The organism is Serratia silvae (assembly GCF_023282985.1).
GTDB lineage: Bacteria > Pseudomonadota > Gammaproteobacteria > Enterobacterales > Enterobacteriaceae > Chania > Chania silvae.
In genome coordinates, this window is the sequence record NZ_JAGQDC010000003.1 from 139,313 (window position 1) to 164,164 (window position 24,852).

Below are 24,852 nucleotides of genomic sequence, written 5' to 3' on the forward strand. Positions count from 1 at the left end.
TTCACCATATCAACGTTGAGCGGTGGGCTCTACGCTATGCACACGGATATAGCCCAGTTGTGATGGCGTTACACCACTCAGGCGCAGTTCAAAGATTTGCTCGGTTTTTGGCAGCAGCGAGCTGGCGCTCTGAATTTGTTGCGACTGCGCCTGCGCGGTCAGCGGCATACCGGTTGCAGCATCCAACTGGCCCCATTCCAATGTGGCAATAAAGCTTGGCAGATATTGGCCTGAGAGCGTGCGCACATACAGTATTGCCTGGCTGCCGTTGGCCTCACTCTTCACATAGTTGAGCGATAGGCTCAACTCACCCACGCTACTTTGTAATTTGGCGGCGTTATTGGCGGCGGGCAGCAGGTAGACGCCGCTGGTTGAGCTTTGGTTAAGCCGATTTTGGCGCTCCAGGGCGGTAGCCTGCTCGGTCAACTCCCCCAGCACCTGTTTCAGCTCAACCACCTGGTTGGTGAGTTTCGGCACTTCGCGGTTCTGTGCGCAACCGGCCAGCAGGATCATGGCGGTGAGCAGACAAACCTGGCGATAACGGATTGTCATAACGGCAATTTCCTCTTCAATAACACTGGCTATCAGCTTAGTCCGATCGCTGACCAAAGTCATGTCCAGCGTCCGTTATGGCTGCTTTATTACTCAATCCTGGATACAATTCGCAACAAATGCCCGGCGGTCTTTGTTGTGGCGGTAGTTCGGGGTAAACTGTACTCAACTATGTAAACGCTTATCAGGACGAGTTATGCATTGCCCTTTCTGCGCTGCCGTTGATACCAAAGTGATTGATTCCCGCCTGGTGGGTGATGGATCGCAGGTGCGCCGTCGTCGCCAATGTCTGGTCTGTAATGAACGTTTTACCACTTTTGAAGTGGCCGAGCTGGTAATGCCACGGGTGATCAAAAGTGATGAGGTTCGCGAACCATTCAACGAAGATAAACTGCGCCGTGGCATGCTGAAAGCGCTGGAAAAGCGCCCGGTCAGTTCCGACGACGTAGAAAACGCCATCAACCACATCAAATCCCAGCTGCGCGCCACCGGCGAGCGTGAAGTGCCCACCAAAATGGTCGGCAATCTGGTGATGGATGCGTTAAAGAAGCTGGATAAGGTCGCATATATCCGCTTTGCTTCGGTGTATCGCAGTTTTGAAGACATTCGCGAATTCGGCGAAGAGATCGCCAAACTGCAGGATTAACGGGATCCGCATGCAAAACGACGAATTCTATATGGCGCGCGCCTTTGAGCTGGCGCGTCTGGGGCGTTTCACCACCGCGCCGAACCCGAACGTGGGCTGCGTTATTGTGCGCGATGGTTCCATCGTGGGTGAAGGCTTTCATTTGCGGGCCGGTGAGCCTCATGCGGAAGTACACGCTTTGCGCATGGCGGGGGAAAAGGCGCGAGGGGCTACGGCCTATGTCACGCTGGAACCTTGTAGCCACCATGGCCGCACGCCACCTTGTGCGGATGCGTTGATCGCAGCGGGAGTCAGCCGTGTGGTGGCTGCCATGCAAGATCCCAATCCGCAGGTTGCCGGGCGCGGGCTGTACAAGCTGCAACAGGCGGGCATTGAAGTGCGCCATGGCGTAATGCTGGCAGAGGCGGAAGCGGTTAATCTGGGGTTCCTCAAGCGTATGCGCACCGGGTTTCCCTATGTGCAGCTCAAGCTGGGCGCTTCACTGGATGGCCGTACGGCGATGGCCTCTGGGGAAAGCCAGTGGATCACCTCACCGCAGGCCAGGCGGGACGTACAGGAGTTGCGAGCGGCCAGTTCGGCTATCCTCAGTACCAGCGCGACCGTGCTGGCCGACAATCCCGCGCTGACGGTGCGTTGGGATGAACTGAGCAGTGAAACCCAAGAGCTCTACCCGCGTGACAACCTGCGCCAGCCGCTACGGATTATTCTAGACAGCCAGAACCGGGTTACGCCGCAGCACCGAGTCGTGCAGCAACCGGGTATGACCTGGCTGGCACGCCAGCAGCCAGACGATCAGGTTTGGCCAGACGGTGTGGAGCAATTATCCTTCCCGCTTCACGGCGGCGGTATCGATCTGGTGATGATGATGATGCAATTGGCCAAGTGCCAGGTGAACAGCATCTGGGTCGAGGCTGGCGCGCAACTTGCGGGTGCGCTGCTGCAGGCCGGGCTGGTGGATGAGCTCATCTTGTACATCGCGCCAAAATTATTGGGTGATAATGCTCGCGGGCTGTGCCAACTGCCGGGTTTGACGCAGTTGGCCGATGCGCCGGAATTTGTCTTTAGCGAGGTGCGCCAGATTGGCCCCGATCTGCGCCTGCGGTTAACCGCCAAATAGAGAATGTAACCTTTGCCTGCCGGTGCAGCCGCGTTTTACAAAAGCGCCGCGCAGGCGGGCAAAGAATATGATAGAATCCGCCCCCCTGCGGGGTATTGAACCCATTTTTAAGGAAAGCCCATGAAAGTTATCGAAGGTGTTGTTGCTACTCCAAATGCCCGTGTGGCGATCGCAATTGCACGTTTTAACAATTTCATCAACGACAGCCTGCTGCAAGGTGCCATTGATGCACTGAAGCGTATCGGCCAGGTTGCTGATGACAACATCACCGTTGTTTGGGTCCCAGGCGCTTACGAGCTGCCATTAACCGCACGCGTGCTGGCTAACACCGGTAAATATGATGCGGTGATTGCTCTGGGTACGGTGATCCGTGGGGGCACCGCGCACTTCGAATATGTGGCGGGCGAAGCCAGCTCCGGTCTAGGCAATGTCTCAATGAATACCGAGATCCCGGTTGCCTTTGGCGTGCTGACTACCGAAAGCATCGAACAAGCGATCGAGCGTGCCGGCACCAAAGCGGGCAACAAAGGCGCAGAAGCCGCCCTGACCGCACTTGAAATGATTAATGTAATCAAAGCTATTAAAGCCTGAATTTAGTTTAAGGGGAATTCCGTGAAACCTGCTGCTCGTCGTCGCGCTCGTGAGTGCGCTGTTCAAGCGATTTACTCTTGGCAGTTGTCTAAAAATGACATTGCCGATGTTGAACACCAGTTCCTGACGGAGCAGGATGTCAAAGATGTTGACGTCGCCTATTTTCGTGAGCTGCTGTCCGGTGTGGCAGTCAACGCAGGTATGCTGGATGGCCTGATGGCCCCCTTCCTGTCGCGCCAGCTCGAAGAATTGGGCCAGGTGGAAAGAGCCGTACTGCGCATTGCGCTGTTCGAGCTGAAAATGCGTGAAGATGTCCCTTACAAAGTGGCCATTAACGAAGCGATCGAACTGGCGAAAACCTTCGGTGCGGAAGATAGCCACAAGTTTGTAAATGGCGTGCTGGATAAAGCAGCCCCCAGCATCCGTAGGAAAAAATAAAATATAAGGCCGGGAAACCGGCCTTACTTCTTTGGAAGACATACCATGGCATGTGGCGAATTTGATCTCATTGCCCGCTATTTTGACCGGTTCAAAAGTGTGCGCCGCGACGTACAGCTCGGCATTGGCGATGACTGCGCACTGCTTACAGTGCCGGAAAAACAGCTTTTAGCCATCAGTACCGATACCCTGGTTTCGGGTATTCACTTCCTGGCGGACATCGATCCCGCCGATCTCGGCTATAAAGCCCTGGCGGTTAACCTGAGCGACCTGGCAGCAATGGGCGCCGATCCTGCGTGGCTTTCGCTGGCGTTGACGCTGCCGGAAGTGAACGAAGAGTGGCTCAAGGCGTTCAGCGATAGCCTGTTCGAACAGATGAATTACTACGGCATGCAGCTGATTGGCGGCGATACCACCCGTGGCCCGCTGAGCATGACGTTGACCATCCACGGTCATATCCCGGTCGGGCGGGCGCTAACCCGCAGCGGCGCACGTATTGGCGACTGGATTTACGTTACCGGTACGTTGGGCGACAGCGCCGCTGGGCTGGCAATCCTGCAAGATCGTTTGCAAGTGAGCGATCAGGCTGCTCATGAATATCTGTTGGCGCGCCATCTGCGCCCGCATCCGCGTGTGCTGCAAGGTCAGGCGCTGCGTGATTTGGCCAGCTCGGCGATTGATATCTCCGACGGTCTGATTTCAGATCTGAAACACGTGCTGAATGCCTCTGAGTGCGGTGCCCGTATCGAGTTGGATGAGTTGCCGATGTCGCAAACGCTGACCAGCAATACCGATGCGGATCAGGCTTTGCGCTGGGCGCTGACCGGCGGTGAAGATTATGAACTGTGCTTTACCGTGCCAGAGATCAATCGGGGCGCGCTGGAAGTGGCATTAAGCCATTTAGGTGCGGATTACACCTGTATTGGCCAGATCGGCCCACAGTCTGAAGGAATGAAGTTCTACCGCGATCAGCAAGAGGTTGAACTGCCGTGGAGTGGCTACGATCACTTCGGTACTGCTCAATAATCATTAACGTGGCGGTATGAGCCTCTTTTTTATTATACTGGCTGCATTAGTAAGAGATGGCTCTACTCCGGCCAGAGTCACTCTGGCGGAAAGCAAAAAACCCGACCTCACCAGTCGGGTTTTTTGCGTTTTTAAAGGCGATGTAGTTCTGATTGTTTACGGGCATCGTAGCGGTGCCGCAAGCAAACCTTACGCCAACCAGGTTTCGAGCTGGCGTTGAATACCGGCTGCATCCAGGCCCAGATCGCTGCGGATCTCTTCCTGGCCGCCCTGTGGGATAAAGTAATCCGGCAGGCCAATATTCAGTACGGGCACTACACGGCGTTTGGCCATCAGTAGTTCGTTAACCCCGCTGCCAGCGCCGCCTATAATGGCGTTTTCTTCCAGCGTCACCAACACGTCGTGGCTGGCGGCCATTTCCAGCACCAGCTGCTCGTCCAGTGGTTTGACAAAGCGCATGTCCACCAGCGTAGCGTTCATCGCTTCGGCGACCTGAGCGGCTTCCGCCAACAGGGTACCAAAGTTGAGGATGGCAATCTTTTCCCCTTCGCGACGCACTATGCCCTTACCGAGCGGTAGTGCGGCCAGAGGTTCCAGCGTTGCTCCCGTACCGTTGCCCCGTGGGTAGCGTACCGCACTTGGGCCTGCGTTATGGTGATAACCGGTGAACAGCATCTGGCGGCATTCGTTTTCGTCGCTCGGCGTCATGATCACCATGTTCGGGATACAGCGCAGGAACGAAATATCAAATGCGCCCTGGTGGGTCTGGCCGTCTGCACCGACAATCCCGCCGCGATCGATGGCAAACATCACCGGCAGCTGCTGGATCGCTACGTCGTGGATCACCTGATCGTAGGCGCGTTGCAGGAAGGTGGAGTAGATCGCCACCACCGGCTTGTAACCGCCGATCGCCAACCCGGCGGCGAAAGTCACCGCATGCTGCTCGGCGATCGCCACGTCGAAATATTGCTGCGGATAGTCGCGTGAGAACTGCACCATGCCGGAACCTTCGCGCATGGCTGGCGTGATCGCCATCAGTTGACTGTCTTTGGCCGCCGTTTCACACAGCCATTCACCAAAGATCTTGGAATAGGTTGGCAGGCCGCCAGCGCTTTTTGGCAGGGTACCGCTGGCCGGATCGAATTTTGGCACCGCGTGGAAGCTGATCGGATCCTTTTCTGCCGGGGCATAACCACGGCCTTTCTTGGTCATGATATGCAGTAACTGTGGGCCTTTCAGGTCACGCATGTTTTTTAGCGTAGCGGCCAATCCCTGCACGTCGTGCCCGTCTACCGGGCCAATGTAGTTAAAGCCCAGCTCTTCAAACAGCGTGCCGGGGACTACCATGCCTTTGAGGTGTTCTTCGGTACGCTTGAGTAGTTCTTTGATCGGCGGTACGCCGGAGAGCACCTTCTTGCCGCCTTCGCGCAGCGTGGAGTAGAGTTTGCCAGACAGCAGTTGCGCCAGATGATTATTCAACGCTCCGACGTTTTCGGAGATCGACATTTCGTTGTCGTTTAGCACGACCAGCATATCCGGGGTGATATCACCCGCATGGTTCATGGCTTCGAACGCCATGCCTGCGGTGATGGCACCGTCACCAATCACGCAGACGGTGCGGCGGTTTTTACCCTCACGTGCGGCTGCCACAGCCATACCAAGACCCGCGCTGATCGAGGTTGAAGAGTGGCCAACGGACAACACGTCATATTCACTTTCGGCACGCCACGGGAACGGGTGCAGGCCGTTTTTCTGGCGGATGGTTGAGATGCGGTCACGCCGTCCGGTCAGGATCTTGTGTGGGTAAGCCTGATGGCCAACGTCCCAAACCAGGTGATCGAAAGGGGTGTTGTAGACGTAATGCAGTGCCACCGTCAGCTCGACGGTACCCAGCCCAGATGCAAAGTGACCACTGGAACGGCTGACGCTGTCCAGCAGGTATTGCCGCAGTTCATCACACAACTTCGGCAGGCTTTCTTTTGGCAACGAGCGGAGCTCTTCAGGATTTTCCGCTAAGGCCAAGGTCGGGTATTTGGCTATATCAAGACTCATTCAGTACTCATATCAGAGAAGTTAATTGTCGCGTTCAATAATGAAGTTGGCCAATGCACGTAATGGTGCGGTGTTATAAGATTGTGTGGCCAACGAGTCTAATGCGGCCAAGGCTTCCTGATAGAGATCCCACGCTTTTAACTTGGCGCTGTCAAGCCCAAGTAGGGCCGGATAGGTACTCTTGCCAAGCTGTTGGTCGGAGCCCTGGCGTTTACCGATTTTTTCGGTTTCGCCCACGACGTCAAGAATATCGTCCTGCACCTGAAACGCCAGGCCGATGGCAGCCGCGTAACGGTCAAGTTCAGGGAGTGCAGTACGGCCCGGTTCACCTGCGGCCAATGCACCCAGGCGAACCGCAGCACGGATCAGCGCGCCGGTTTTATGGCGGTGGATCTGTTCTAGTGCTTGTAGATCGATCTGCTTAGCTTCGGCTTCCAGATCCAGCGATTGGCCGCCGCACATACCGGCAACGCCGCTGGCTTTGGCCAGTTCGGAAATCATCGCCAGCCGATCGCACAGTGCCACATCGGGCATGTCGGCGTCTGCCAGGATCGAGAAAGCCAGCGTTTGCAGGGCATCGCCCGCCAGAATGGCGTTAGCTTCCCCAAATTTTATATGGCAGGTTGGCTGGCCGCGGCGCAGATCGTCGTCATCCATCGCTGGCAGATCGTCATGGATCAGCGAATAGGCATGGATGCACTCCACCGCCGCCGCTGGGGCATCCAGATTCTCCAGGCTCAGGCCAAACATTTGTCCGGTGGCATAAACCAGGAAAGGCCGTAGCCGTTTACCGCCCAGTAAGGCACCGTGACGCATCGCCTCAACCATTTTGCCATCATTGAACGGCAGCGGAGCGATAAACCCAAGCAGTGCGCGATCGCTGCGCTGATGGAAGGCCTGTAACTGATCGTGGAACTCAGACATCGTAATTACTCAGCGTCCGGGGTAAAAGGGGTCAGTGCAGCATCGTCGTTATGGTCGTTAAGCAGGATCTGTACGCGCTGCTCCGCCTGTTGCAGTTTTTGTTGGCCTTGGCGAGCCAATTGGACGCCTCGTTCAAACTCATTGAGCGCATCTTCCAGCGGCAACTCGCCGGATTCCAGACGGGTTACGATACTCTCAAGTTCGCTAAGAGAATTCTCAAAGCTGATGCTTTGCTCTTTACTGTCTGATTGTGCAGGTTTTTTCGCCATAGTTTTCTTTTTACATCATCATGTGAACAGTGGGGCCCGAGCCTATCCTAGCGGATCTTGATTAGTAAATCATGGCACGTCAATGTGGTTTTGTGCACGGCGCGTGTGCAGATAGTGATATACTTCGCGCCCAGATAAGATTGATAAAAGCTCGGCCAGCCCGCGATTTTATCAATCTTATCGCCATTGTATACCTAATAGCCTTGCAGTGGCAGCTAACCGCCGCCGCTGAAACCCATAGGGCAGAGGTATTGCCTAATTTTCATCAGACTATAAAGACCGCCATGAAGTTTATCATTAAATTGTTCCCGGAAATCACCATCAAGAGTCAATCTGTGCGCTTGCGCTTCATTAAGATCCTGACTACCAACATCCGTAACGTCCTGAAGCAGTATGATGAAACTCTGGCGGTTGTCCGTCACTGGGATTTTATCGAGGTGCGTGCCAAAAACGAAGATCAGCGCCCGGCGATTGCCGATGCCCTGACGCGTATTCCCGGCATTCACCATATCCTGGAAGTGGAAGATCGCGCCTATACCGATGTCCACCACATCTTTGAGCAGACGCTGGAAACCTACCGCGAGCAACTGGAAGGCAAGACCTTCTGCGTACGGGTGAAACGCCGTGGCAAGCATGAGTTCAGTTCGCAGGATGTTGAGCGTTACGTTGGTGGCGGTTTGAACCAGCATATTGAAAGCGCACGCGTCAAACTTTCTCGCCCTCAGGTCACGGTGAACCTGGAGATCGATGACGACAAGCTGATGCTGGTCAAGGCGCGCCGCGAAGGCATTGGCGGCTACCCGATCGGCACCCAGGAAGATGTGCTGTCACTGATTTCCGGCGGTTTTGACTCTGGTGTTTCCAGCTATATGCTGATGCGCCGTGGCTGCCGCGTACATTATTGCTTCTTTAATCTGGGTGGCGCGGCGCACGAAATTGGCGTCAAGCAGGTTGCTTACTATCTGTGGAACCGCTTCGGCAGCTCGCACAAGGTGCGCTTTGTGGCGATCGATTTCGAACCGGTGGTCGGTGAGATCCTGGAAAAGGTCGATGACGGCCAGATGGGCGTGGTGCTCAAACGCATGATGGTGCGTGCCGCTTCCCAGGTTGCTGAACGTTATGGCGTCCAGGCTTTGGTGACTGGCGAAGCGCTGGGCCAGGTTTCCAGCCAGACCCTGACCAACCTGCGTCTGATCGATAACGCCTCCGATACCCTGATCCTGCGCCCGCTGATCTCGCATGATAAAGAGCACATCATCAACGTGGCGCGTGAAATCGGCACCGAAGACTTCGCCAAGACCATGCCGGAGTATTGTGGTGTGATCTCAAAAAGCCCGACGGTCAAGGCAATCAAAACCAGGATTGAAGAGGAAGAAGGGCACTTTGACTTCGAAATCCTTGATCGCGTGGTGCGCGAAGCACGTAACGTCGATATCCGCACTATCGCAGAAGAAGCCAGTCAGCAGGTCGCCGAAGTAGAAACCGTGGCTGAATTCAGTGCTGACGAAGTGATCCTGGATATCCGTTCGGTGGACGAGCAGGAAGAGAAGCCGCTGCAACTGGCGCAGGTTGAAGTCAAACTGCTGCCGTTCTACAAGTTAGGCACGCAGTTTGCCGATCTCGATCAGAGCAAAACCTATCTGCTGTACTGTGACCGTGGCGTGATGAGCCGTTTGCAAGCGCTATACCTGCTGGAGCAGGGCTACGCTAACGTTAAAGTCTACCGCCCGTAATCTGCGTTGCAGGGTAGCAATGCCGTTTCTTTGGTGTTGCTACCCTTATCCCTCCCTCATGTTTGCTCCTCTTTTTTTACCCTTTCCCATCGAATAACTTTGACATAGCGGCTTACTTTGGTTTATTTGTTGTTATGTTATAACGTATCTTTTTATTGGGAAAGGAGCAGGTTAATGCGGTTAAAAAAGTTGGTGGCAATACTGCCTTTTTGGTTTATCAGCCATTCACAGGCGCATTCTTTGTGGGTCAATGCACTACCCGCTACGGGCGGACAGAGCACGATAGAGCTTGGCTATGGAGATGAATTCCCTACCGCAGAAGCGATCCCGGAAGATCGCCTGCACATTTTCGCACCGGCACAGCTGATCGGGAAGAATGGGGATCTGATGCTGAAGCCTGGTAAAGAGAATTACCAGTTCGTGACGGAAAAACCGTTAGCCAAGGGTAGCTATGCCGCTATCGCTATCTATAAACCCACCTATTGGTCGAAAAATAAAGCGGGATGGCAACAGCAGAGCAGGACGGAAATGCCAGACGCGCTGTACTGCGAGCGGGCTTCCATGTTTGGCAAAACCATTGTGAATATCGATGGTGCGACAGAGACCGCAGTCATCAGCCAGCCGCAGGGGTTGCAGTTGGAAATTATCCCGTTAGCCAACCCGGTGACCATAAAGCCAGGGCAGCCGTTGCCAATACAGGTACTGTATGACGGGAAACCGCTAAAGAATGCCGATGTGACGGCGACGTTTGCCGGTTTTGGCGACCAACATGAGCACCACGGGCATACTCATAGTCATGCCAAAGCCTTTTTGAATCAGACCGACGGCAAGGGCAAAGTCAATGTTTACCCGCTGAAGGCGGGATATTGGGTAGTCGAAACCGAACATAAACTGCCTTATGTGGATAAGGCGAAATGTGATGAATCCGTGTTGCTTTCAACGCTGACCTTTACCATCAGCGAATAAGCCATTGGCTTGGCAGGCCAACCGGCCTGCCGATATTGCTTCAATCGCGGAAGTCGTACATGCCAGGGATCAGTACCAGCTGTGCCGCTATTTCAGCCGCCTTGGCCTTACCCAACAGCAAATCGATCAGTTTAAGGGCAAACTCCATCGAGGTGCCTGGCCCTTGACTGGTGAGCAGATTGACGCGTGGGTCGAACACGACGCGTCGTTCCATCCACTGCCCTTCGGGGATCTGCTCTTTCAGGCCGGGGAAGCCGGTCATATTGCCGATCGGGAACAGTTGGTGATGCTGCAATACCAAGGCCGGAGCCGCACAGATGGCGGCGACAATATTGCCTTGCAGATGCATCTGGCGGACTTTTTCCACCAGCAGCGGGCTATCGCGAAAACACTCCGCACCCTTGATACCGCCAGGTAAGACGATGGCGTCAAAGTGGTCGTCAACAATTGCCACCAAGGGGGCGTCTGCCAGCAGCTTCACGCCGCGTGAGCAGACGATGGTCAGGCCTCCGTCACTGGCAACGCTGGCGGTCGTTACTTTGACACCGGCACGAACCAGCAGGTCGATGGTGGTTACGGCTTCGGTTTCTTCACTACCAGGTGCCAGGCAGACTAATACCGATGCGCTCATAGCTATTTTCCTTGCGTTTAATGATTTCAAACAGCCGGGTATTTTCTGGCAGGGGAATGCCGTGATTGCGTCCGCGACGCAGCAAATAACCGGTAATGTAGTCGATCTCGGTGTGCCGCTGAGAACGGATATCCTGCAGCATCGAGGAGGTGTTGTCCGCCGTTGACTGGATCACCTGCATCACATAGAACACCAGGCTTTCGCACGAGGTGTGGTGACCTTCCATCTCCATCACGCTAGCCACTTCACGGCAGATAAGCTCTATCTGCTCAGGGTAGCGTTGCAGATCGCCATTACGGCAGTCATACAGTACGGTTAGCGGGTTGATGACGCAGTTGACCGCCAGCTTGCGCCAACTGGTCGAAGCAATATTGTTATGCCAGGCAACGTCTGGCAGGGCCTGATGCAGAATTTCTGCCAGATGGCTGAGATGGGTCGCTTGCTGGGTCGTTGGGCCGATATGGGTAGTGCCGTTGGCGACGTGCACAATGGTGTTACCATCATGGCGTGCGGCATGGGTGGTGATGCCCTGTAGCACCGGCTGGCTATGCGGTGGCAGCTCCTCTTGAGTCCCTATGCCGTTATGCAGCAGCAAAATGGCACAGCGAGAGTTTAATTTTGGCAGCAATGCCGTCACCGCACTGGAAACCTGCCAGGCTTTCAGCGTGACCAGCAGCAACTCACTTTGCCGCAGGTGTTCGGGATCGTTGGTGGGCAAATTTCGGTTAAACGATGTGCCATCGGGTTCAATGACGTTGACCGCACAAAAGGGTTGGGGCACCCGTAACCATCCCTGTACATCGTGGCCCTGCTGATAGAGTTTGGCCAGCCACAGTTGTCCGAGCGCACCGCAACCAAGAATGGTTATTTTCATTTCATCTCCCTGGTTTTCGGAAAGACCACTGATGCATCCTTTTGATTATAGGCTTTTCTGTTGTTGAACGCCTTGTTCAAGTGCATATCTGAATTTTGCCTGCAACCGCAAAGCGGGTATCATGCACGGCAACGAAATCATAGAGCACCCATTCAGGAGGAAGAGAAGTATGCCATCTTTCGACATCGTTTCCGAAATTGATATGCAGGAAGTTCGCAACGCCGTTGATAACGCTACCCGCGATCTCAGCACACGTTGGGATTTCCGTAACGTACCGGCCAGCTTTGAGCTGAACGAGAAAGACGAAAGCATTAAGGTCGCCAGCGAGTCTGACTTCCAGGTGCAGCAACTGCTGGATATCCTGCGTGAAAAACTGATGAAACGCAGCATTGAAGGCGGCGCGTTGGAGATCCCGGAAGAGCTGACCCACAGTGGCAAAACCTACAGTGTGGATGCCAAGCTCAAGCAGGGGATTGAAAGCTCAGTGGCGAAGAAGATCGTCAAGCTGATCAAAGACAGTAAGCTGAAGGTACAGGCACAGATCCAGGGTGATGAAATCCGCGTTACCGGTAAGGCACGCGACGATCTGCAAAGCGTGATGGCGCTGATCCGTGGTGCCGATCTGGGGCAGCCGTTCCAGTTCAAAAACTTCCGCGATTAAGCAGTCAGGGCCGGTTTACCGGCCCTGTTGTTTTACAGCGCTGCTATCAGGGCTTCCAACTGACCGCGATTGGTCTGTTTGGTATCTACCTTCACGTAAGCGCTGCGCTCCTCGGGAACCACAACCGCCTCCGCTACGCCCGGCTGAGCCAGCAAACGGCTTTGCAACGCCGAATCTTTTACCGCCAGTTCAGACAACGTGATACGCAGGCTACTGACGTAAGGCGGCTCTTTCATGCTGCTGCTGACCACAAACCAGACGGCGGCAAGTACCGCACCGGCGATAAACACCAACCCTGCTCCCTGAAAACCATATAACCAGCCGCCCACGCTGCCGCCGATGGCCACGCCAATAAACTGGCTGGTGGAGTAAACCCCCATCGCCGTGCCTTTATAGCCCGCAGGAGACTCTTTGCTGATCAGAGAAGGCAGAATGGCCTCCATGACGTTAAACGCCATAAAGAACAGCTGCACTCCGGCAATGATGCCCCATAGATGCTGGCCAGAAAACCACAGCACTATCTCGGCGAAAAACAGTACCGCTACGCAGCCCATAAAGACCTGCTTCATACGGCGGTATTTTTCCGCATAGATGATAAATGGCACGACGGCAATGAAGGAAACCAGCATGGTGACCAGATAGACTTTCCAGTGGTCTGCAGCGGCCAGCCCGGCTTTTTCCATCGCCAACGGCAGGGCGACGAAGCTGGACATCAGCAGGATATGCAGGCACAGGATGCCAAAATTGAGTTTCAACAGCCGCGAATTGTTCAGTACCTTGCTAAAACTGCCCCGCACGATGCTCGATTCCCGGTTTAGCACGTGTTCGTCGGCAGAAGGGACGACCAGCAAGGTAATCACGATACCGGCTAGTGACAGCACGGCAATCATCCAGAACAGCGCATGCAAACCGAAAGCATGGGTCACTATCGGGCCCACCACCATGGCGATAGCAAAGGTGATACCGAAGCTGATGCCAATAAACGCCATCGCCTTGGTACGGTTCTGTTCGCGGGTTAAATCCGACAACAGCGCCATCACCGCAGCGGCTATCGCCCCGGAACCCTGCAATGCACGGCCAAGAATGATGCCCCAAATGGAGTCGCTTAAGGCCGCGATAACGCTGCCAAGGGCGAAGATCAACAGCCCGCCGACGATCAGTGGTTTACGGCCAACGCGGTCGGAAATCAGGCCGAAGGGGATCTGAAATACCGCCTGCGCCAGGCCATAAATACCGATAGCCAGGCCAATCAGCGCCTCACTGGCACCGTGCAGCGCCATCCCATAGGTGGTCAGTACCGGTAACACCATAAACATGCCAAGCATGCGCAGAGAGAATACGGTTCCCAAGCCCCAGGTCGCACGGCGTTCTCGGGGCGTCATTACATTGTCGTTCATCTTGACCTCAGTAGAGCTTATTCCAACGGGTTAAGTAGGGAGGACTTAGCCTGTTGGAATAGCCTCGGCAAAGTTGCGTCATTTTAGTGCGTAGGGCAGGGGGGGTAAATCGAATGTTGTTTAACAGATATTACAGTCGGCATGCTTTTCTCTGAAACAAATAAAATGGGCCGCTAAGCGGCCCATTCGCAGACAACCGCTGTTTACCAAGCGTAGGTTAACAGGGTTTCTGGTGTAGCACTGGCACTGAAATCGATCGACATCATTACGCTAAGTGAAGTAATGGCCACGATTGAGAACACAAACAGTTTGCGCGCCCAGACGCTGTCATTTTCCGCTTTGTAACCGCGTAACGCCATGCCTAGCCACCACACGCTCACCGCCGCTGCGACGATCAGGTATTTGTAGCCAGCATAACCGCCCAGGGTCAGCATCAGCGTGGCGATCATAAACGCCAGGATGTAGAGCGTGATGTGGTTTTTGGCAACGGATATGCCTTTCACCACCGGCAGTACCGGGATATTGGCTGCCTGGTAATCTTTAAAGCGGAAGATGGCAATCGCATAGGAATGCGGCATCTGCCACAGGCTGAAGATGGCCAGCAGGATCAAGGCACCAGCATCAAACTCGTTGGTAACCGCGCAGTAGCCAATCACCGGCGGTGCGGCCCCAGACAGGCTGCCGATCAGCGTGCCATATACCGAGTGGCGTTTCATGTACAGGCTGTAAACGCCGACATAAACCACGAAGCCCATCACCGCCAACCACATGGCCAGCGGGTTGGCCGCGATATACAGCAGTGCAAAACCAGCAATACCCAGCAAGGTAGCGTAAACCAGGCTCACACTCGGCGCGATCAGGCCTTTTACCAGCACCCGGTTCTTCGTTCTCTCCATTTTCTTGTCGATGTCGCGGTCAATGTAGTTGTTAAATACACAGCCCGAGGCAACCACCAACGAGACCCCTAACAGGGTGGCGAGAAACAGGGGATAGTCGATGCTCCCTTTGGAAGCGAGCAGGAATCCCCCGACGACAGAAATTAAATTACCGAAAATAATTCCTGGTTTAGTTACTTGCAGGTATTGCTTAATCATCACGTCCAGCTCTGCTCTTAATCGACCATCATGTTGATGTTGAGGTTGTACATAATCCAGAGTGAACCCACAACAACGATACCGATGATCATAGCGGTGAACAGCAATGCCACCAGGTTCCAGCGCTCTTCCGATGAGGTGTTCATATGCAGGAAGTAAACCAGGTGAACGATCACCTGGATAACTGCCATGCCGACCACGACCGCCAGGATGGTAGAGTGAGAGGCGCTGCCGCTCATCACCATCGCAAATGGGATCACCGTCAGGATGACCGACAGGATAAAGCCGGTCAGATATGACTTCACGCTACCGTGGCTTGCGCCGCCGTGAGAGGTATCATGGGATGAATGGCTCATTACATTACCCCCAGCAGGTAGACAACGGTAAATACGCAGATCCAGACCACGTCCAGGAAGTGCCAGAACAGGCTCAGACACATCAGACGGGTTTTATTGGTTGGGTTCAGGCCACGCTTGCTCACCTGGATCATCATGATGATGATCCAGATCAGACCGGTGGTTACGTGCAGACCGTGAGTACCTACCAGCGCAAAGAAGCTGGAGAGGAACGCACTGCGGTCTGGGCCGTAACCTTCGGCGATCAGATGATGGAATTCATAGATCTCCATCGCCACGAAGCCGACGCCAAACAGGAAGGTCAGGAACAGCCAGGTGTTAACGCTGCTTACCTTACCTTTGTTCATGCCGATCATCGCCATACCGTAGGTGATGGAGCTGAACAGCAGGAGGAAAGTTTCAACCAGTACAAAATTCAGGTCGAAGATATCTTTCCCAGTGGGACCGCCAGCGGTCCCGTTCACCAGTACTGCATAGGTTGCGAACAAGCTCGCAAACAAAATACAGTCGCTCATCAGGTAAACCCAGAATCCGAAGACCTTGGTTTCTCCTGCGTCGTGGTGCCCATGCTCGGCATGGGCTGCGCTATGGTTGGTCAGAGTATCAGTTGACATGTTTCACGCCTGCTTTGCTGATTTGTTCATAGTGTTGGTTTTCAATGCGCTCGATCTCATCAACCTGCACATAGTAATCAACATCTTCATCGAAGCTCTTGACGATCCAGGTTACGATCATGCCGACGAAGCTAGCAATCGCCATCCACCAGATATCCCAGATCATCGCGAAACCAAATACCAGGCTGAAGCCAGCAATAATCACGCCGGCGCCGGTATTCTTCGGCATATGAATCGGCTCGTACTTCGCGGGTTTCTTATAAGCTTCACCTTTTTCTTTCATGTCCCAGAATGCATCACGATCGTGAATTTCTGGCACTACGGCGAAGTTATAGAACGGAGGTGGTGAAGACGTTGACCATTCCAGCGTACGTGCACCCCACGGGTCACCGGTCAGATCGCGGTTCTGCTCGCGGTCGCGGATACTGACGTAAACCTGAATCACCTGGCACAGGATACCGCAGGCAATCAGCGCTGCACCGCCAGCCGCAACCAGCAGCAGAGGGTGGAACTCAGGATTGATATTCTGGCTGATACGGCGGGTCATCCCCATAAAGCCCAGTGCGTACAGCGGCATAAAGGCGACGAAGAAACCGATGATCCAGAACCAGAATGCGCGGATACCCCAGGTTTCATTCAGACGGAAGCCGAAGGATTTAGGGAACCAATAGGTCAGGCCAGCGAAGCAACCGAACACCACACCACCGATAATCACGTTATGGAAGTGGGCAATCAGGAACAGGCTGTTGTGCAGCACGAAGTTGGCACCCGGTACCGCCAGCAGCACGCCGGTCATCCCACCGATGGAGAAGGTGATGATGAAGCCCACGGTCCACAGCATCGCGGAGTTAAGCTGAATACGGCCTTGATACATGGTGAACAGCCAGTTGAAGATCTTCACCCCGGTCGGGATGGAAATGATCATCGTGGCAATCCCGAAGAAGGCGTTAACGTTGGCGCCTGACCCCATGGTAAAGAAGTGGTGCAGCCAAACGATAAACGACAGAACGGTGATCGCGATGGTTGCCCATACCAGTGAGGTATAGCCGAACAGACGTTTCTTCGAGAAGGTGGCGGTGACTTCAGAGAACACACCGAACACTGGCAGAACCAGGATATACACCTCTGGGTGACCCCAGGCCCAAATCAGGTTGATGTACATCATCATGTTGCCGCCCATATCATTGGTAAAGAAATGGGTGCCCAGATAGCGATCCAGGGTCAGCAACGCGACGGTGACGGTCAGAATTGGGAAGGAGACGATGATCAGCACGTTGGTACACAGTGCTGCCCAGGTGAATACTGGCATCTTCATCATCGGCATGCCAGGGGCACGCATCTTCAGGATGGTGGCGAAGAAGTTAACACCGGTCAACAGGGTACCCAGACCGGAAATCTGTAGACTCCAGATCCAGTAATCGACCCCGACGCTAGGGCTGTATTCCTTACCTGACAACGGCGGATAGGCCAACCAGCCGGTCTGTGCGAATTCACCGACACCCAGCGAGAGGTTGATCAATACCACACCAACCACGAAGAACCAGAAGCTCAGGGAGTTCAGGAACGGGAAGGCAACGTCGCGCGCACCGATTTGCAACGGAACCACCACGTTCATCAGACCCACCACGAAAGGCATCGCCATGAAGAAGATCATGATGACACCGTGCGCGGTAAAGATCTGGTCGTAGTGGTGCGGCGGTAGGAATCCGGCCTCACCGGCAGACGCGAGCGCCTGCTGGCTACGCATCATGATGGCATCAGCAAAACCACGCAGCAACATAACCATAGCCACGATGATGTACATGATACCAATTTTTTTATGGTCGACCGAGGTCAGCCATTCGCTCCACAGCCACTTCCATTTGCCTAAATACGTGATCAGCGCCAGCAGTGCCAGCCCGCCAACGATAATTGCAGCAACGGTGACCATGACGATCGGTTCATGCAACGGAACCGCATCAAGTGTTAATTTTCCCAACATCAGATTATTCCTCGGCTCCGGCGTGAGCATGTTCACTCATGTCCATACCCTGGCTCATGTCCATGCCTTGGTGCGCGGAAGCTTCTGCGCCTTTGTGCATGTGCATATCACCCATGAATTTGCCAATAGTCTCTTTGAACAAATTCGGTTTGACACTGGAGAAGTACTCAACCGGGTTGTTTTCACTCGGCTCTGCCAGTTTGTTAAAATCGCTGGTGGCGTTAAGGGTATTAGACGATTCTTTCACCTTGGCTACCCACTGATCGAAGTCGCCTTCGGTCGGAGTGACAATGGCGGTGAATTTCATGCCGGAGAACCCGCGGCCACTGAAGCTGCTGGAAATACCGTCGTATTTGCCTGCTTCGTTGCCGATCAGGTGCAGTTTGGTCTGCATCCCGGCCATCGCATAAATCTGCCCACCTAACTGAGGAATAAAGAACGAGTTCATTACCGAGTTAGAGGTGACTTTGAATTCGACTGGAACATCTTTCGGGAAAGCCAGCTCATTAACGGTCGCGATACCCTGCTCTGGGTAGATGAACAGCCATTTCCAGTCTAACGATACCACTTCGATGGTCATTGGCTTTTTGTCGGCGACAATCGGCCTGAATGGATCCAGCTCGTGGGTTGTTTTCCAGGTTATGGTGCCAAGGATGGCGATGATAATGATTGGAATGGTCCAGACGACCGCTTCAATCTTGTTGGAGTGTGACCAATTAGGACTGTACTTGGCGCTCTTGTTGGAAGCACGATACTTCCAGGCAAAGGCAAATGCCATGAAGATTACTGGCACCACAACGATCAGCATCAAGCCGATTGCCGTGAGGATCAGTCTTCGTTGCTCAACACCTATTGCTCCTTTGGGATCCATCAACACCATATCGCAACCGCTTAACATAACGGTGGCGACAATTAAGGATAACATCCCAATACTTTTATTGTATTTCTTAAGTCTCATCTAACGACCCCAATTACCAAGGCTCTATATTGTCGTTTCATGTGTGCGGGCATTTTACGGGAAGGTTGCAGTACTGTAAACATACTTAAGAGAGTGTCAGCGGCTTGTTGACACTTTCTGTTAAGGGGGTCACACATGTAACCTTAGGTGACAATTTACTAATGGCAACAATGTCTTGGCGGGCTGAATCGTTCCGGGAGGTCGCTATGTCATGGAAAATCAAGGTTATGTCAGGATATTCCGTCAGAGGCGACGATGCTGGAATAGGCGCAAAAAGGTTTATTTAATGTAAAAATTTTGTTTTGCACAGGTGAATTAGTTTCTATTTCCGAGCGTTTTACTCAGGTAAAAAAATAACTTTAGCGAAAATATAAAATTTTTAACGAAATAAATTCGTTTTTCTGATGCTTTTTTGTTGGCCGAATTTTATCGGCCCACAAAAAAATCACGCTAATTGCGTTCGGCGCAACGCCAGGTAGTCCAACAGGCTGCCCATGATAATCCCCACCAAACTCAGAATGGCACCGGTTTGCAGTAGCTGCACGGCGAGGTTTGGCCAGTCGGTCCAATCCAACGCGTTGGCGATCAGCAGCAGTAGCCATATGCCTAGCAGCGAGCAACCGGCGCCCAACAGACGCAATGCCCAGCGATAGGCGGCACGAAACTCAGTACGTGGCATAAAGTTATCGGTGCGTTGCGTGTACTCTAGCGTCTGGCGGCAGATTAGCAGTAGCAACAGGCCAGGAACCGCAGCCGCGATGGAGAATAGGTAAAACAGTGGCCAGCCATGGGCGGTCACAAACCAACCGGCAATCGGCCCGACGTAAACACGACCAACGGCGGAGAGGGCAGATAACAGGGCAAACTGGGTAGCGGAAAAGGATTTGTTGCACAGGGTCATCAGCAGAGCGACAAAGGCCGCGGTACCCATACCGCCGCACAGGTTTTCCAGGAAAATGGCGCTGCCCATTGTGAGGATGTTTTTAGCGGTGATCGCCAACAGCCAGTAACCGATGTTGGAAACCGCCTGCAAAATGCCGAACAGCATCAGCGCCCGGAACAGGCTGAGACGCTGCATCAAGACGCCGCCGAACAGGGCACCGACGATGGTGGCAAACAGACCGAGCGTTTTATTCACCAGACCGACTTCGCCAGCATCGAAGCCGACCCCGCGGATCAGAAAGGTCGTGCTCAAACTCCCGGCAAAAGCGTCACCCATCTTATACATCACGATCAGCAACAGGATCAGCCAGGCATTGTTACGGGCGAAGAAGTCACGCAGTGGAGCGACTACCGCCAGCTCCAGAGTGCGTGGCGCAGGGATGCTGTCGTCCGGTTCCGGGGCCAACAGCGTAGCGGCTACACCAATCAGCATCAGACCGGCCATTAACCAGTAAGTCGCCTGCCAGCCGAAATAGCGATCGGCCAACCACAGGGCCAGCCCGCCGGAGACCAGCATCGCCAGGCGATAACCCAGTACCGACACTGCTGCTCCGGCACCGCGCTCTTCGGCCGTCAGCAGATCGGTTTTGTAGGCGTCAAAAACAATATCCTGCGAGGCAGAACAGAATGCCACTACCACCGCCAGCGCGGCCAGCCACCACAGATGCTGTGACGGATTCATGAACCCCATCGCCACGATGGCCACTACCAGCAGCAACTGGCTGATCAGCAACCAGCCACGCCGACGCCCAAGGAACGGAGGCGTGTAACGATCCATAAACGGTGACCAGAGGAACTTGAACACGTAGGCCTGGCCCACCAGCGAGAAGATACCAATGGTTTTCAGATCGAGGCCTTCGACGGTCATCCAGGCTTGCAACGTGCCGGAGGTCAATGCCAGCGGCAGCCCCGAGGCAAAGCCCAATATCAACAAGATGACGGAATTACGCTGGGTAAAAATATTCAGATATTGTTTCGACATGAGATCCCGATCTGCGCTGCCCGGTTAACCGGGCAGCGCAAGGCATTGATTGCCTATTAACGCGCGTTTTGCTTGATGAATTCGTTGACGCTGGTGTCCTGCGCCATATCGGCGATGACGTCACCCAGCACGGTATTGACTGCATCGGTGATTTTGTCATTGCTGGCGGTGAAGGCTCCCTGCACGTTATAGGTAGAACGGTAGTTCTTCACCTGCTTGTTGCCGTTTTTGGCCTGCGCTATGATCGAAATATCCGCTTTGGTGGTGATGTTGTAGCGCAGGTTGCCCTCGGAAACGTTGGCGAACAGCGTATTCACTACGATCTGTAAATCAACCGCACCGGCTGGGCCAATCATATAGCCACGTGCGCCCATCTGTTTTTCCAGCACTTCTTGCAGCAGGAAGCGCAGATCGCGCGATGGAGTCAGGGTGATCAGTTGGCCGTCACGGTTCACTTTGGCCAGCGCCTGATCTGGGCGTTGATCGGCACCGTTAATGCTGATGGTGATCCCTTGCAGGGTTGGATCCTGTTGTGGCAACACGATCTTCGGGGTTACGTTCAGCGTATTGGTGCTGGCAGCACAGCCAGCCAACAGCAGTGCAGCCAGCAGCGGAAGACAAAGTTTTTTTAACATTATTACTGTCTCATTAATCGTGGTTATATACCCGGTGCTGTTCAAGCCCGCGGGCAGGGTTGTGGGTGCTTGATAATCAAAGCGCTAGAGTCAACGATAAATTGCCGCCATCATAGCATTGCCAACAACGGGGGGAAGTGTTGAAGGTGGCCGTGACGTAAATTTTTCCTCAACCAGGATAAAAACAGGCTTTTTCGAGCGCCTCAATCGGATAAACCTCAACTGACCTGCTTTTATTGATGATTTTTGCAGCATTGAGTTGCGGGATTTACGATAGCCATGTTCTGGTGGGGGCAAAACCGACTAATATTAAAGTAGAACCTGGTAGTCTGCCGGTGTTGTAAGGAGATCCTATGATCCGCGAGCAAATAGAAGCAAAGTTAAGAGAGGCGTTTGAACCCGCGTATCTGGAAGTGACTGATGAGAGCTATCGGCATAACGTTCCTGCTGGGTCCGAAAGTCATTTCAAGGTGGTGTTGGTAAGCGACCGTTTTGTTGGCGAACGTTTCCTGACCCGGCATCGCGCCATTTATGGCGTGTTGGCGCAGGAGCTGGAAGATGGCGTACACGCGCTGGCATTACATACCTATACCCTGAAAGAATGGGAAGCGCTGCAGGATACGGTTCCGGCCTCGCCCCCCTGTCGTGGGGCTGGCACCTTAGCCTAAAACCTAAAATTTACGGTATCAGTGGAACTTTTACCCGTATTTAAGGTATTACTACTGACGAATTTTGCAACGGCCTGCGGGCCGTTGCTGTTTTTGACGACGACAAAGCCGGTGGCTAATGCGGCTCTGATGGCCATGGCATCAAGGCATTTGGGCGGAAAATCGGCAAAAGTGTGATTTTTAACGCGCCAGTGCTGCCTTGCCATCCTCGACTAGCCACGCTTGCGCCGCTATAATGTCGCGTCTATTTTTTCCGGAATGGTTTCGGAACGCTCTCGACATCAGGGAACTCGGTTTTTAATGTAGCCGTCCTGGTTCTTGGAACGGAGTTGACCGAGCACTGTGATTTTTTTGAGGTAACAAGATGCAAGTTTCAGTAGAAACCACTCAAGGCCTTGGGCGCCGTCTCTCTATTACTGTACCCGCTGATGTTATCAATCAGGCAGTAAAGAAAGAGCTGATCAACGCAGCTAAAAGCGTACGTATCGACGGTTTCCGTAAAGGCAAAGTGCCGATGAACATCGTCGAACAGCGTTATGGCGCTTCTGTCCGTCAGGACGTGCTGGGCGATCTGATGCAGCGCAACTTTGTTGATGCGATCATCAAAGAGAAAATTAACCCGGCCGGCGCACCAAACTACGTACCGGGCGAGTACAAAGAAGGCGAAGATTTCGCTTTCACCGTGGAATTCGAAGTCTATCCAGAAGTTGAGCTGAAAGGCCTGGAAAGCATCGAGGTTGAAAAACCTGTGGTTGAAGTTAACGACGCCGATGTGGATACCATGCTGGAAACCCTGCGTAAGCAGCAGGCGACCTGGAAAGACACCGACGGCGCAGTCACTGCTGAAGACCGCGTGACCGTTGACTTTACCGGCTCTATCGACGGTGAAGAGTTTGAAGGCGGTAAAGCCGCTGATTTCGTTCTGGCTATGGGCCAGGGCCGCATGATCCCAGGCTTCGAAGAAGGTCTGGTGGGTCATAAAGCCGGTGAAGAATTCACCATCGACGTCAACTTCCCAGAAGATTACCACGCAGAAAACCTGAAAGGGAAAGCGGCCAAGTTTGCTATCGTGCTGAAGAAAGTTGAAGAGCGCGAGCTGCCAGAACTGACCGAAGAGTTCATCAAGCGTTTCGGCGTGGCTGATGGTTCTCTCGCCGGTCTGCGTACTGAAGTGCGTAAAAACATGGAGCGCGAACTGAAAGGCGCCGTGCGTAACCGCATCAAGACTCAGGCTATCGACGGTCTGGTCAACGCTAACGAAATCGACGTGCCAGCGGCACTGATCGACGGCGAAGTCGACGTTCTGCGTCGTCAGGCTGCACAGCGTTTTGGTGGCAACGAGAAGCAAGCGTTGGAACTGCCACGCGAACTGTTCGAAGAGCAAGCCAAACGTCGCGTTGTAGTCGGTCTGCTGTTGGGCGAAGTGATCAGCACCAACGATCTGAAAGCCGATGAAGATCGCGTTAAGACCCTGATCGAAGAAATGGCTTCCGCCTACGAAGATCCGAGCGAAGTTGTTGAGTTCTACAGCAAAAACAAAGAGCTGATGAACAACATGCGTAACGTTGCTCTGGAAGAACAAGCGGTTGAAGCCCTGCTGGCTAAAGCGAAAGTGACTGAAAAAGCCACTACCTTCAGCGAGTTGATGAACCAGACTCAACAAGCGTAATGCTGGTTGATGCCAGGAGCGACCTGATGGCAGGTCCATTGCCGTAGCAGGGAGTTCCTTACAAAGCCCGTAACTTTGGTTACGGGCTTTTCTTTTGCCACGTGACTGATTAATCTCGGCTTAACTGTGGCAATATGCACTATATTTATTGGGTCGAGGATGAATGGCGGCGGTGGAAGGCCAGTGGTGGTGACCTTGCCTGCCATACAGGGATGTTGGTGAAATTGTTCACCGGGCTTGAAATTCGCTCTGTGACCCCCAATTCCTACAACAGTAGTATGGGCCGCTTTATCCGCCTGGCGGAATGATAGCGCCGTCAAATCAGTGTGGAGCCTGTCGATGGCTTGAACGTAGTCATGATGGCCGTTCTCAAGTAGAATCGACAGACAATGGCGCCAAGGCAATTTCTATTAGGAGACGGTAATGTCATACAGTGGCGAACGAGATCAATTTGCACCTAACATGGCACTGGTGCCGATGGTGGTAGAGCAGACTTCGCGCGGGGAGCGTTCTTACGATATTTATTCCCGCCTGCTGAAAGAGCGCATTATCTTCCTGACCGGTCAGGTTGAAGATCATATGGCTAATCTGATCGTGGCGCAGATGTTGTTCCTCGAGGCAGAAAGCCCAGAAAAAGATATTTTCCTGTATATCAACTCACCGGGCGGCGTGATTACGGCTGGCATGTCAATCTATGACACCATGCAGTTTATCAAGCCGGACGTCAGCACCATCTGTATGGGGCAGGCGTGTTCCATGGGGTCGTTCCTGCTGACGGCAGGCACCAAGGGCAAGCGTTTCTGCCTGCCAAACTCCAGAGTGATGATCCACCAGCCGCTGGGCGGCTACCAGGGCCAGGCAACGGATATAGAAATCCATGCGCGTGAGATCCTGAAGGTGAAGGCTCGCATGAATGAGTTGATGGCACAGCATACTGGCCAATCGCTGGAGCAGATCGAACGTGATACCGAGCGTGACCGCTTCATGACGGCGGAAGAGTCGGTAGAATACGGTCTGGTCGACAGCATTCTGACGCACCGCAGCTAAAACTATACCCGAAGGGTCACAAGCTGTAG

The 24,852-nt window shown here is 53.8% G+C and carries 25 protein-coding genes; 11 read left to right on the forward strand and 14 right to left on the reverse strand.

Annotated elements, in window-relative coordinates; all coding sequences use genetic code 11:
• Window positions 1-9 precede the first annotated feature (9 nt).
• Entirely contained in the window at window positions 10-552 is a 543-nt protein-coding gene (locus tag KAJ71_RS04935; protein WP_248944661.1) for a SadB/YajI family lipoprotein, read from the reverse strand.
• Window positions 553-748: 196 nt separating this feature from the next.
• Between KAJ71_RS04935 and nrdR the strand changes: the two genes are divergently transcribed.
• The 5 genes from nrdR (at window position 749) to thiL (ending at window position 4,370) form a co-directional block, all read left to right on the forward strand.
• Entirely contained in the window at window positions 749-1,198 is a 450-nt protein-coding gene (gene nrdR, locus KAJ71_RS04940) for a transcriptional regulator NrdR (RefSeq protein ID WP_021180191.1), read from the forward strand.
• Between the two features lie 10 nt (window positions 1,199-1,208).
• Window positions 1,209-2,315 (forward strand): bifunctional diaminohydroxyphosphoribosylaminopyrimidine deaminase/5-amino-6-(5-phosphoribosylamino)uracil reductase RibD, encoded by a 1,107-nt coding sequence (gene ribD / locus KAJ71_RS04945; RefSeq protein WP_248944662.1) that lies wholly within the window; start codon window positions 1,209-1,211, stop codon window positions 2,313-2,315.
• 120 nt (window positions 2,316-2,435) lie between these two features.
• Window positions 2,436-2,906 carry a 6,7-dimethyl-8-ribityllumazine synthase gene (gene ribH, locus KAJ71_RS04950; RefSeq protein ID WP_025120322.1) on the forward strand — a complete coding sequence of 157 codons (471 nt, stop codon included), beginning with the start codon at window positions 2,436-2,438 and terminating at the stop codon, window positions 2,904-2,906.
• Between the two features lie 21 nt (window positions 2,907-2,927).
• Window positions 2,928-3,344: a transcription antitermination factor NusB gene (gene nusB / locus KAJ71_RS04955; RefSeq protein ID WP_021180188.1), complete on the forward strand. Its 417-nt coding sequence runs from the start codon at window positions 2,928-2,930 to the stop codon at window positions 3,342-3,344.
• Window positions 3,345-3,389: 45 nt separating this feature from the next.
• Window positions 3,390-4,370 (forward strand): thiamine-phosphate kinase, encoded by a 981-nt coding sequence (thiL, locus tag KAJ71_RS04960; protein ID WP_248944663.1) that lies wholly within the window; start codon window positions 3,390-3,392, stop codon window positions 4,368-4,370.
• A 189-nt stretch (window positions 4,371-4,559) separates the two neighbouring features.
• Here the strand turns inward: thiL and dxs are convergent, their stop codons facing one another.
• The 3 genes from dxs to xseB are packed head-to-tail and all read right to left on the reverse strand — an operon-like array spanning window position 4,560 to window position 7,615.
• Window positions 4,560-6,422 (reverse strand): 1-deoxy-D-xylulose-5-phosphate synthase, encoded by a 1,863-nt coding sequence (dxs, locus tag KAJ71_RS04965; RefSeq protein ID WP_248944664.1) that lies wholly within the window; start codon window positions 6,420-6,422, stop codon window positions 4,560-4,562.
• A gap of 21 nt (window positions 6,423-6,443) precedes the next feature.
• Window positions 6,444-7,346, reverse strand: a complete 903-nt coding sequence (gene ispA / locus KAJ71_RS04970) for a (2E,6E)-farnesyl diphosphate synthase (protein WP_248944666.1) — start codon at window positions 7,344-7,346, stop codon at window positions 6,444-6,446.
• A 5-nt stretch (window positions 7,347-7,351) separates the two neighbouring features.
• Window positions 7,352-7,615 (reverse strand): exodeoxyribonuclease VII small subunit, encoded by a 264-nt coding sequence (xseB, locus tag KAJ71_RS04975; RefSeq protein WP_021180184.1) that lies wholly within the window; start codon window positions 7,613-7,615, stop codon window positions 7,352-7,354.
• A gap of 284 nt (window positions 7,616-7,899) precedes the next feature.
• Here xseB and thiI point away from each other — a divergent pair, with 284 nt between their 5' ends.
• Window positions 7,900-9,348 (forward strand): tRNA uracil 4-sulfurtransferase ThiI, encoded by a 1,449-nt coding sequence (gene thiI / locus KAJ71_RS04980; RefSeq protein ID WP_248944667.1) that lies wholly within the window; start codon window positions 7,900-7,902, stop codon window positions 9,346-9,348.
• 174 nt (window positions 9,349-9,522) lie between these two features.
• Window positions 9,523-10,314 carry a DUF4198 domain-containing protein gene (locus tag KAJ71_RS04985; RefSeq protein WP_248944669.1) on the forward strand — a complete coding sequence of 264 codons (792 nt, stop codon included), beginning with the start codon at window positions 9,523-9,525 and terminating at the stop codon, window positions 10,312-10,314.
• A 40-nt stretch (window positions 10,315-10,354) separates the two neighbouring features.
• Here the strand turns inward: KAJ71_RS04985 and yajL are convergent, their stop codons facing one another.
• Window positions 10,355-10,945, reverse strand: a complete 591-nt coding sequence (gene yajL / locus KAJ71_RS04990) for a protein deglycase YajL (RefSeq protein ID WP_024483935.1) — start codon at window positions 10,943-10,945, stop codon at window positions 10,355-10,357.
• Window positions 10,908-11,819 carry a 2-dehydropantoate 2-reductase gene (gene panE, locus KAJ71_RS04995; protein WP_248944670.1) on the reverse strand — a complete coding sequence of 304 codons (912 nt, stop codon included), beginning with the start codon at window positions 11,817-11,819 and terminating at the stop codon, window positions 10,908-10,910. Before panE ends, yajL begins: the two co-directional genes overlap by 38 nt.
• Window positions 11,820-11,988: 169 nt before the next feature.
• On the opposite strand from panE, the gene KAJ71_RS05000 reads away from it, so the two are divergent.
• Window positions 11,989-12,480, forward strand: a complete 492-nt coding sequence (locus KAJ71_RS05000) for a YajQ family cyclic di-GMP-binding protein (RefSeq protein WP_248944671.1) — start codon at window positions 11,989-11,991, stop codon at window positions 12,478-12,480.
• A 32-nt stretch (window positions 12,481-12,512) separates the two neighbouring features.
• On the opposite strand, the gene KAJ71_RS05005 is transcribed toward KAJ71_RS05000, so the two are convergent.
• The 8 genes from KAJ71_RS05005 to KAJ71_RS05040 all read right to left on the reverse strand — a co-directional run bounded on the left by KAJ71_RS05005 (window position 12,513) and on the right by KAJ71_RS05040 (window position 21,439).
• Window positions 12,513-13,877, reverse strand: coding sequence for an MFS transporter (locus tag KAJ71_RS05005; RefSeq protein WP_248944672.1), 1,365 nt, complete (start codon window positions 13,875-13,877; stop codon window positions 12,513-12,515).
• Between the two features lie 203 nt (window positions 13,878-14,080).
• The gene (cyoE, locus tag KAJ71_RS05010) at window positions 14,081-14,971 is read right to left on the reverse strand and encodes a heme o synthase (protein ID WP_021180177.1); all 891 of its coding nucleotides are present in this window, start codon (window positions 14,969-14,971) and stop codon (window positions 14,081-14,083) included.
• A 17-nt stretch (window positions 14,972-14,988) separates the two neighbouring features.
• Window positions 14,989-15,327, reverse strand: coding sequence for a cytochrome o ubiquinol oxidase subunit IV (locus KAJ71_RS05015; RefSeq protein WP_024483939.1), 339 nt, complete (start codon window positions 15,325-15,327; stop codon window positions 14,989-14,991).
• Window positions 15,327-15,941 carry a cytochrome o ubiquinol oxidase subunit III gene (locus KAJ71_RS05020; protein WP_024483940.1) on the reverse strand — a complete coding sequence of 205 codons (615 nt, stop codon included), beginning with the start codon at window positions 15,939-15,941 and terminating at the stop codon, window positions 15,327-15,329. The genes KAJ71_RS05015 and KAJ71_RS05020 overlap by 1 nt, the downstream gene beginning before the upstream one ends.
• Window positions 15,931-17,922, reverse strand: a complete 1,992-nt coding sequence (cyoB, locus tag KAJ71_RS05025; RefSeq protein ID WP_248944673.1) for a cytochrome o ubiquinol oxidase subunit I — start codon at window positions 17,920-17,922, stop codon at window positions 15,931-15,933. The genes KAJ71_RS05020 and cyoB overlap by 11 nt, the downstream gene beginning before the upstream one ends.
• Before the next feature lie 4 nt (window positions 17,923-17,926).
• Window positions 17,927-18,880, reverse strand: a complete 954-nt coding sequence (cyoA, locus tag KAJ71_RS05030) for a cytochrome o ubiquinol oxidase subunit II (protein WP_248944675.1) — start codon at window positions 18,878-18,880, stop codon at window positions 17,927-17,929.
• 445 nt (window positions 18,881-19,325) lie between these two features.
• A complete protein-coding gene (gene ampG / locus KAJ71_RS05035) occupies window positions 19,326-20,804 on the reverse strand; it encodes a muropeptide MFS transporter AmpG (RefSeq protein ID WP_248944676.1) in 1,479 nt (492 codons plus the stop codon).
• Between the two features lie 56 nt (window positions 20,805-20,860).
• Window positions 20,861-21,439 carry a lipoprotein gene (locus KAJ71_RS05040; RefSeq protein ID WP_248944678.1) on the reverse strand — a complete coding sequence of 193 codons (579 nt, stop codon included), beginning with the start codon at window positions 21,437-21,439 and terminating at the stop codon, window positions 20,861-20,863.
• A 353-nt stretch (window positions 21,440-21,792) separates the two neighbouring features.
• Here KAJ71_RS05040 and bolA point away from each other — a divergent pair, with 353 nt between their 5' ends.
• From bolA to clpP, 3 genes are all read left to right on the forward strand, one after another.
• A complete protein-coding gene (bolA, locus tag KAJ71_RS05045; RefSeq protein WP_248944679.1) occupies window positions 21,793-22,107 on the forward strand; it encodes a transcriptional regulator BolA in 315 nt (104 codons plus the stop codon).
• Between the two features lie 364 nt (window positions 22,108-22,471).
• Window positions 22,472-23,776, forward strand: a complete 1,305-nt coding sequence (tig, locus tag KAJ71_RS05050) for a trigger factor (RefSeq protein WP_248944681.1) — start codon at window positions 22,472-22,474, stop codon at window positions 23,774-23,776.
• 423 nt (window positions 23,777-24,199) lie between these two features.
• Complete coding sequence (gene clpP / locus KAJ71_RS05055; RefSeq protein ID WP_021180167.1) at window positions 24,200-24,823, forward strand: ATP-dependent Clp endopeptidase proteolytic subunit ClpP; 624 nt, start codon at window positions 24,200-24,202, stop codon at window positions 24,821-24,823.
• Window positions 24,824-24,852: the final 29 nt, after the last annotated feature.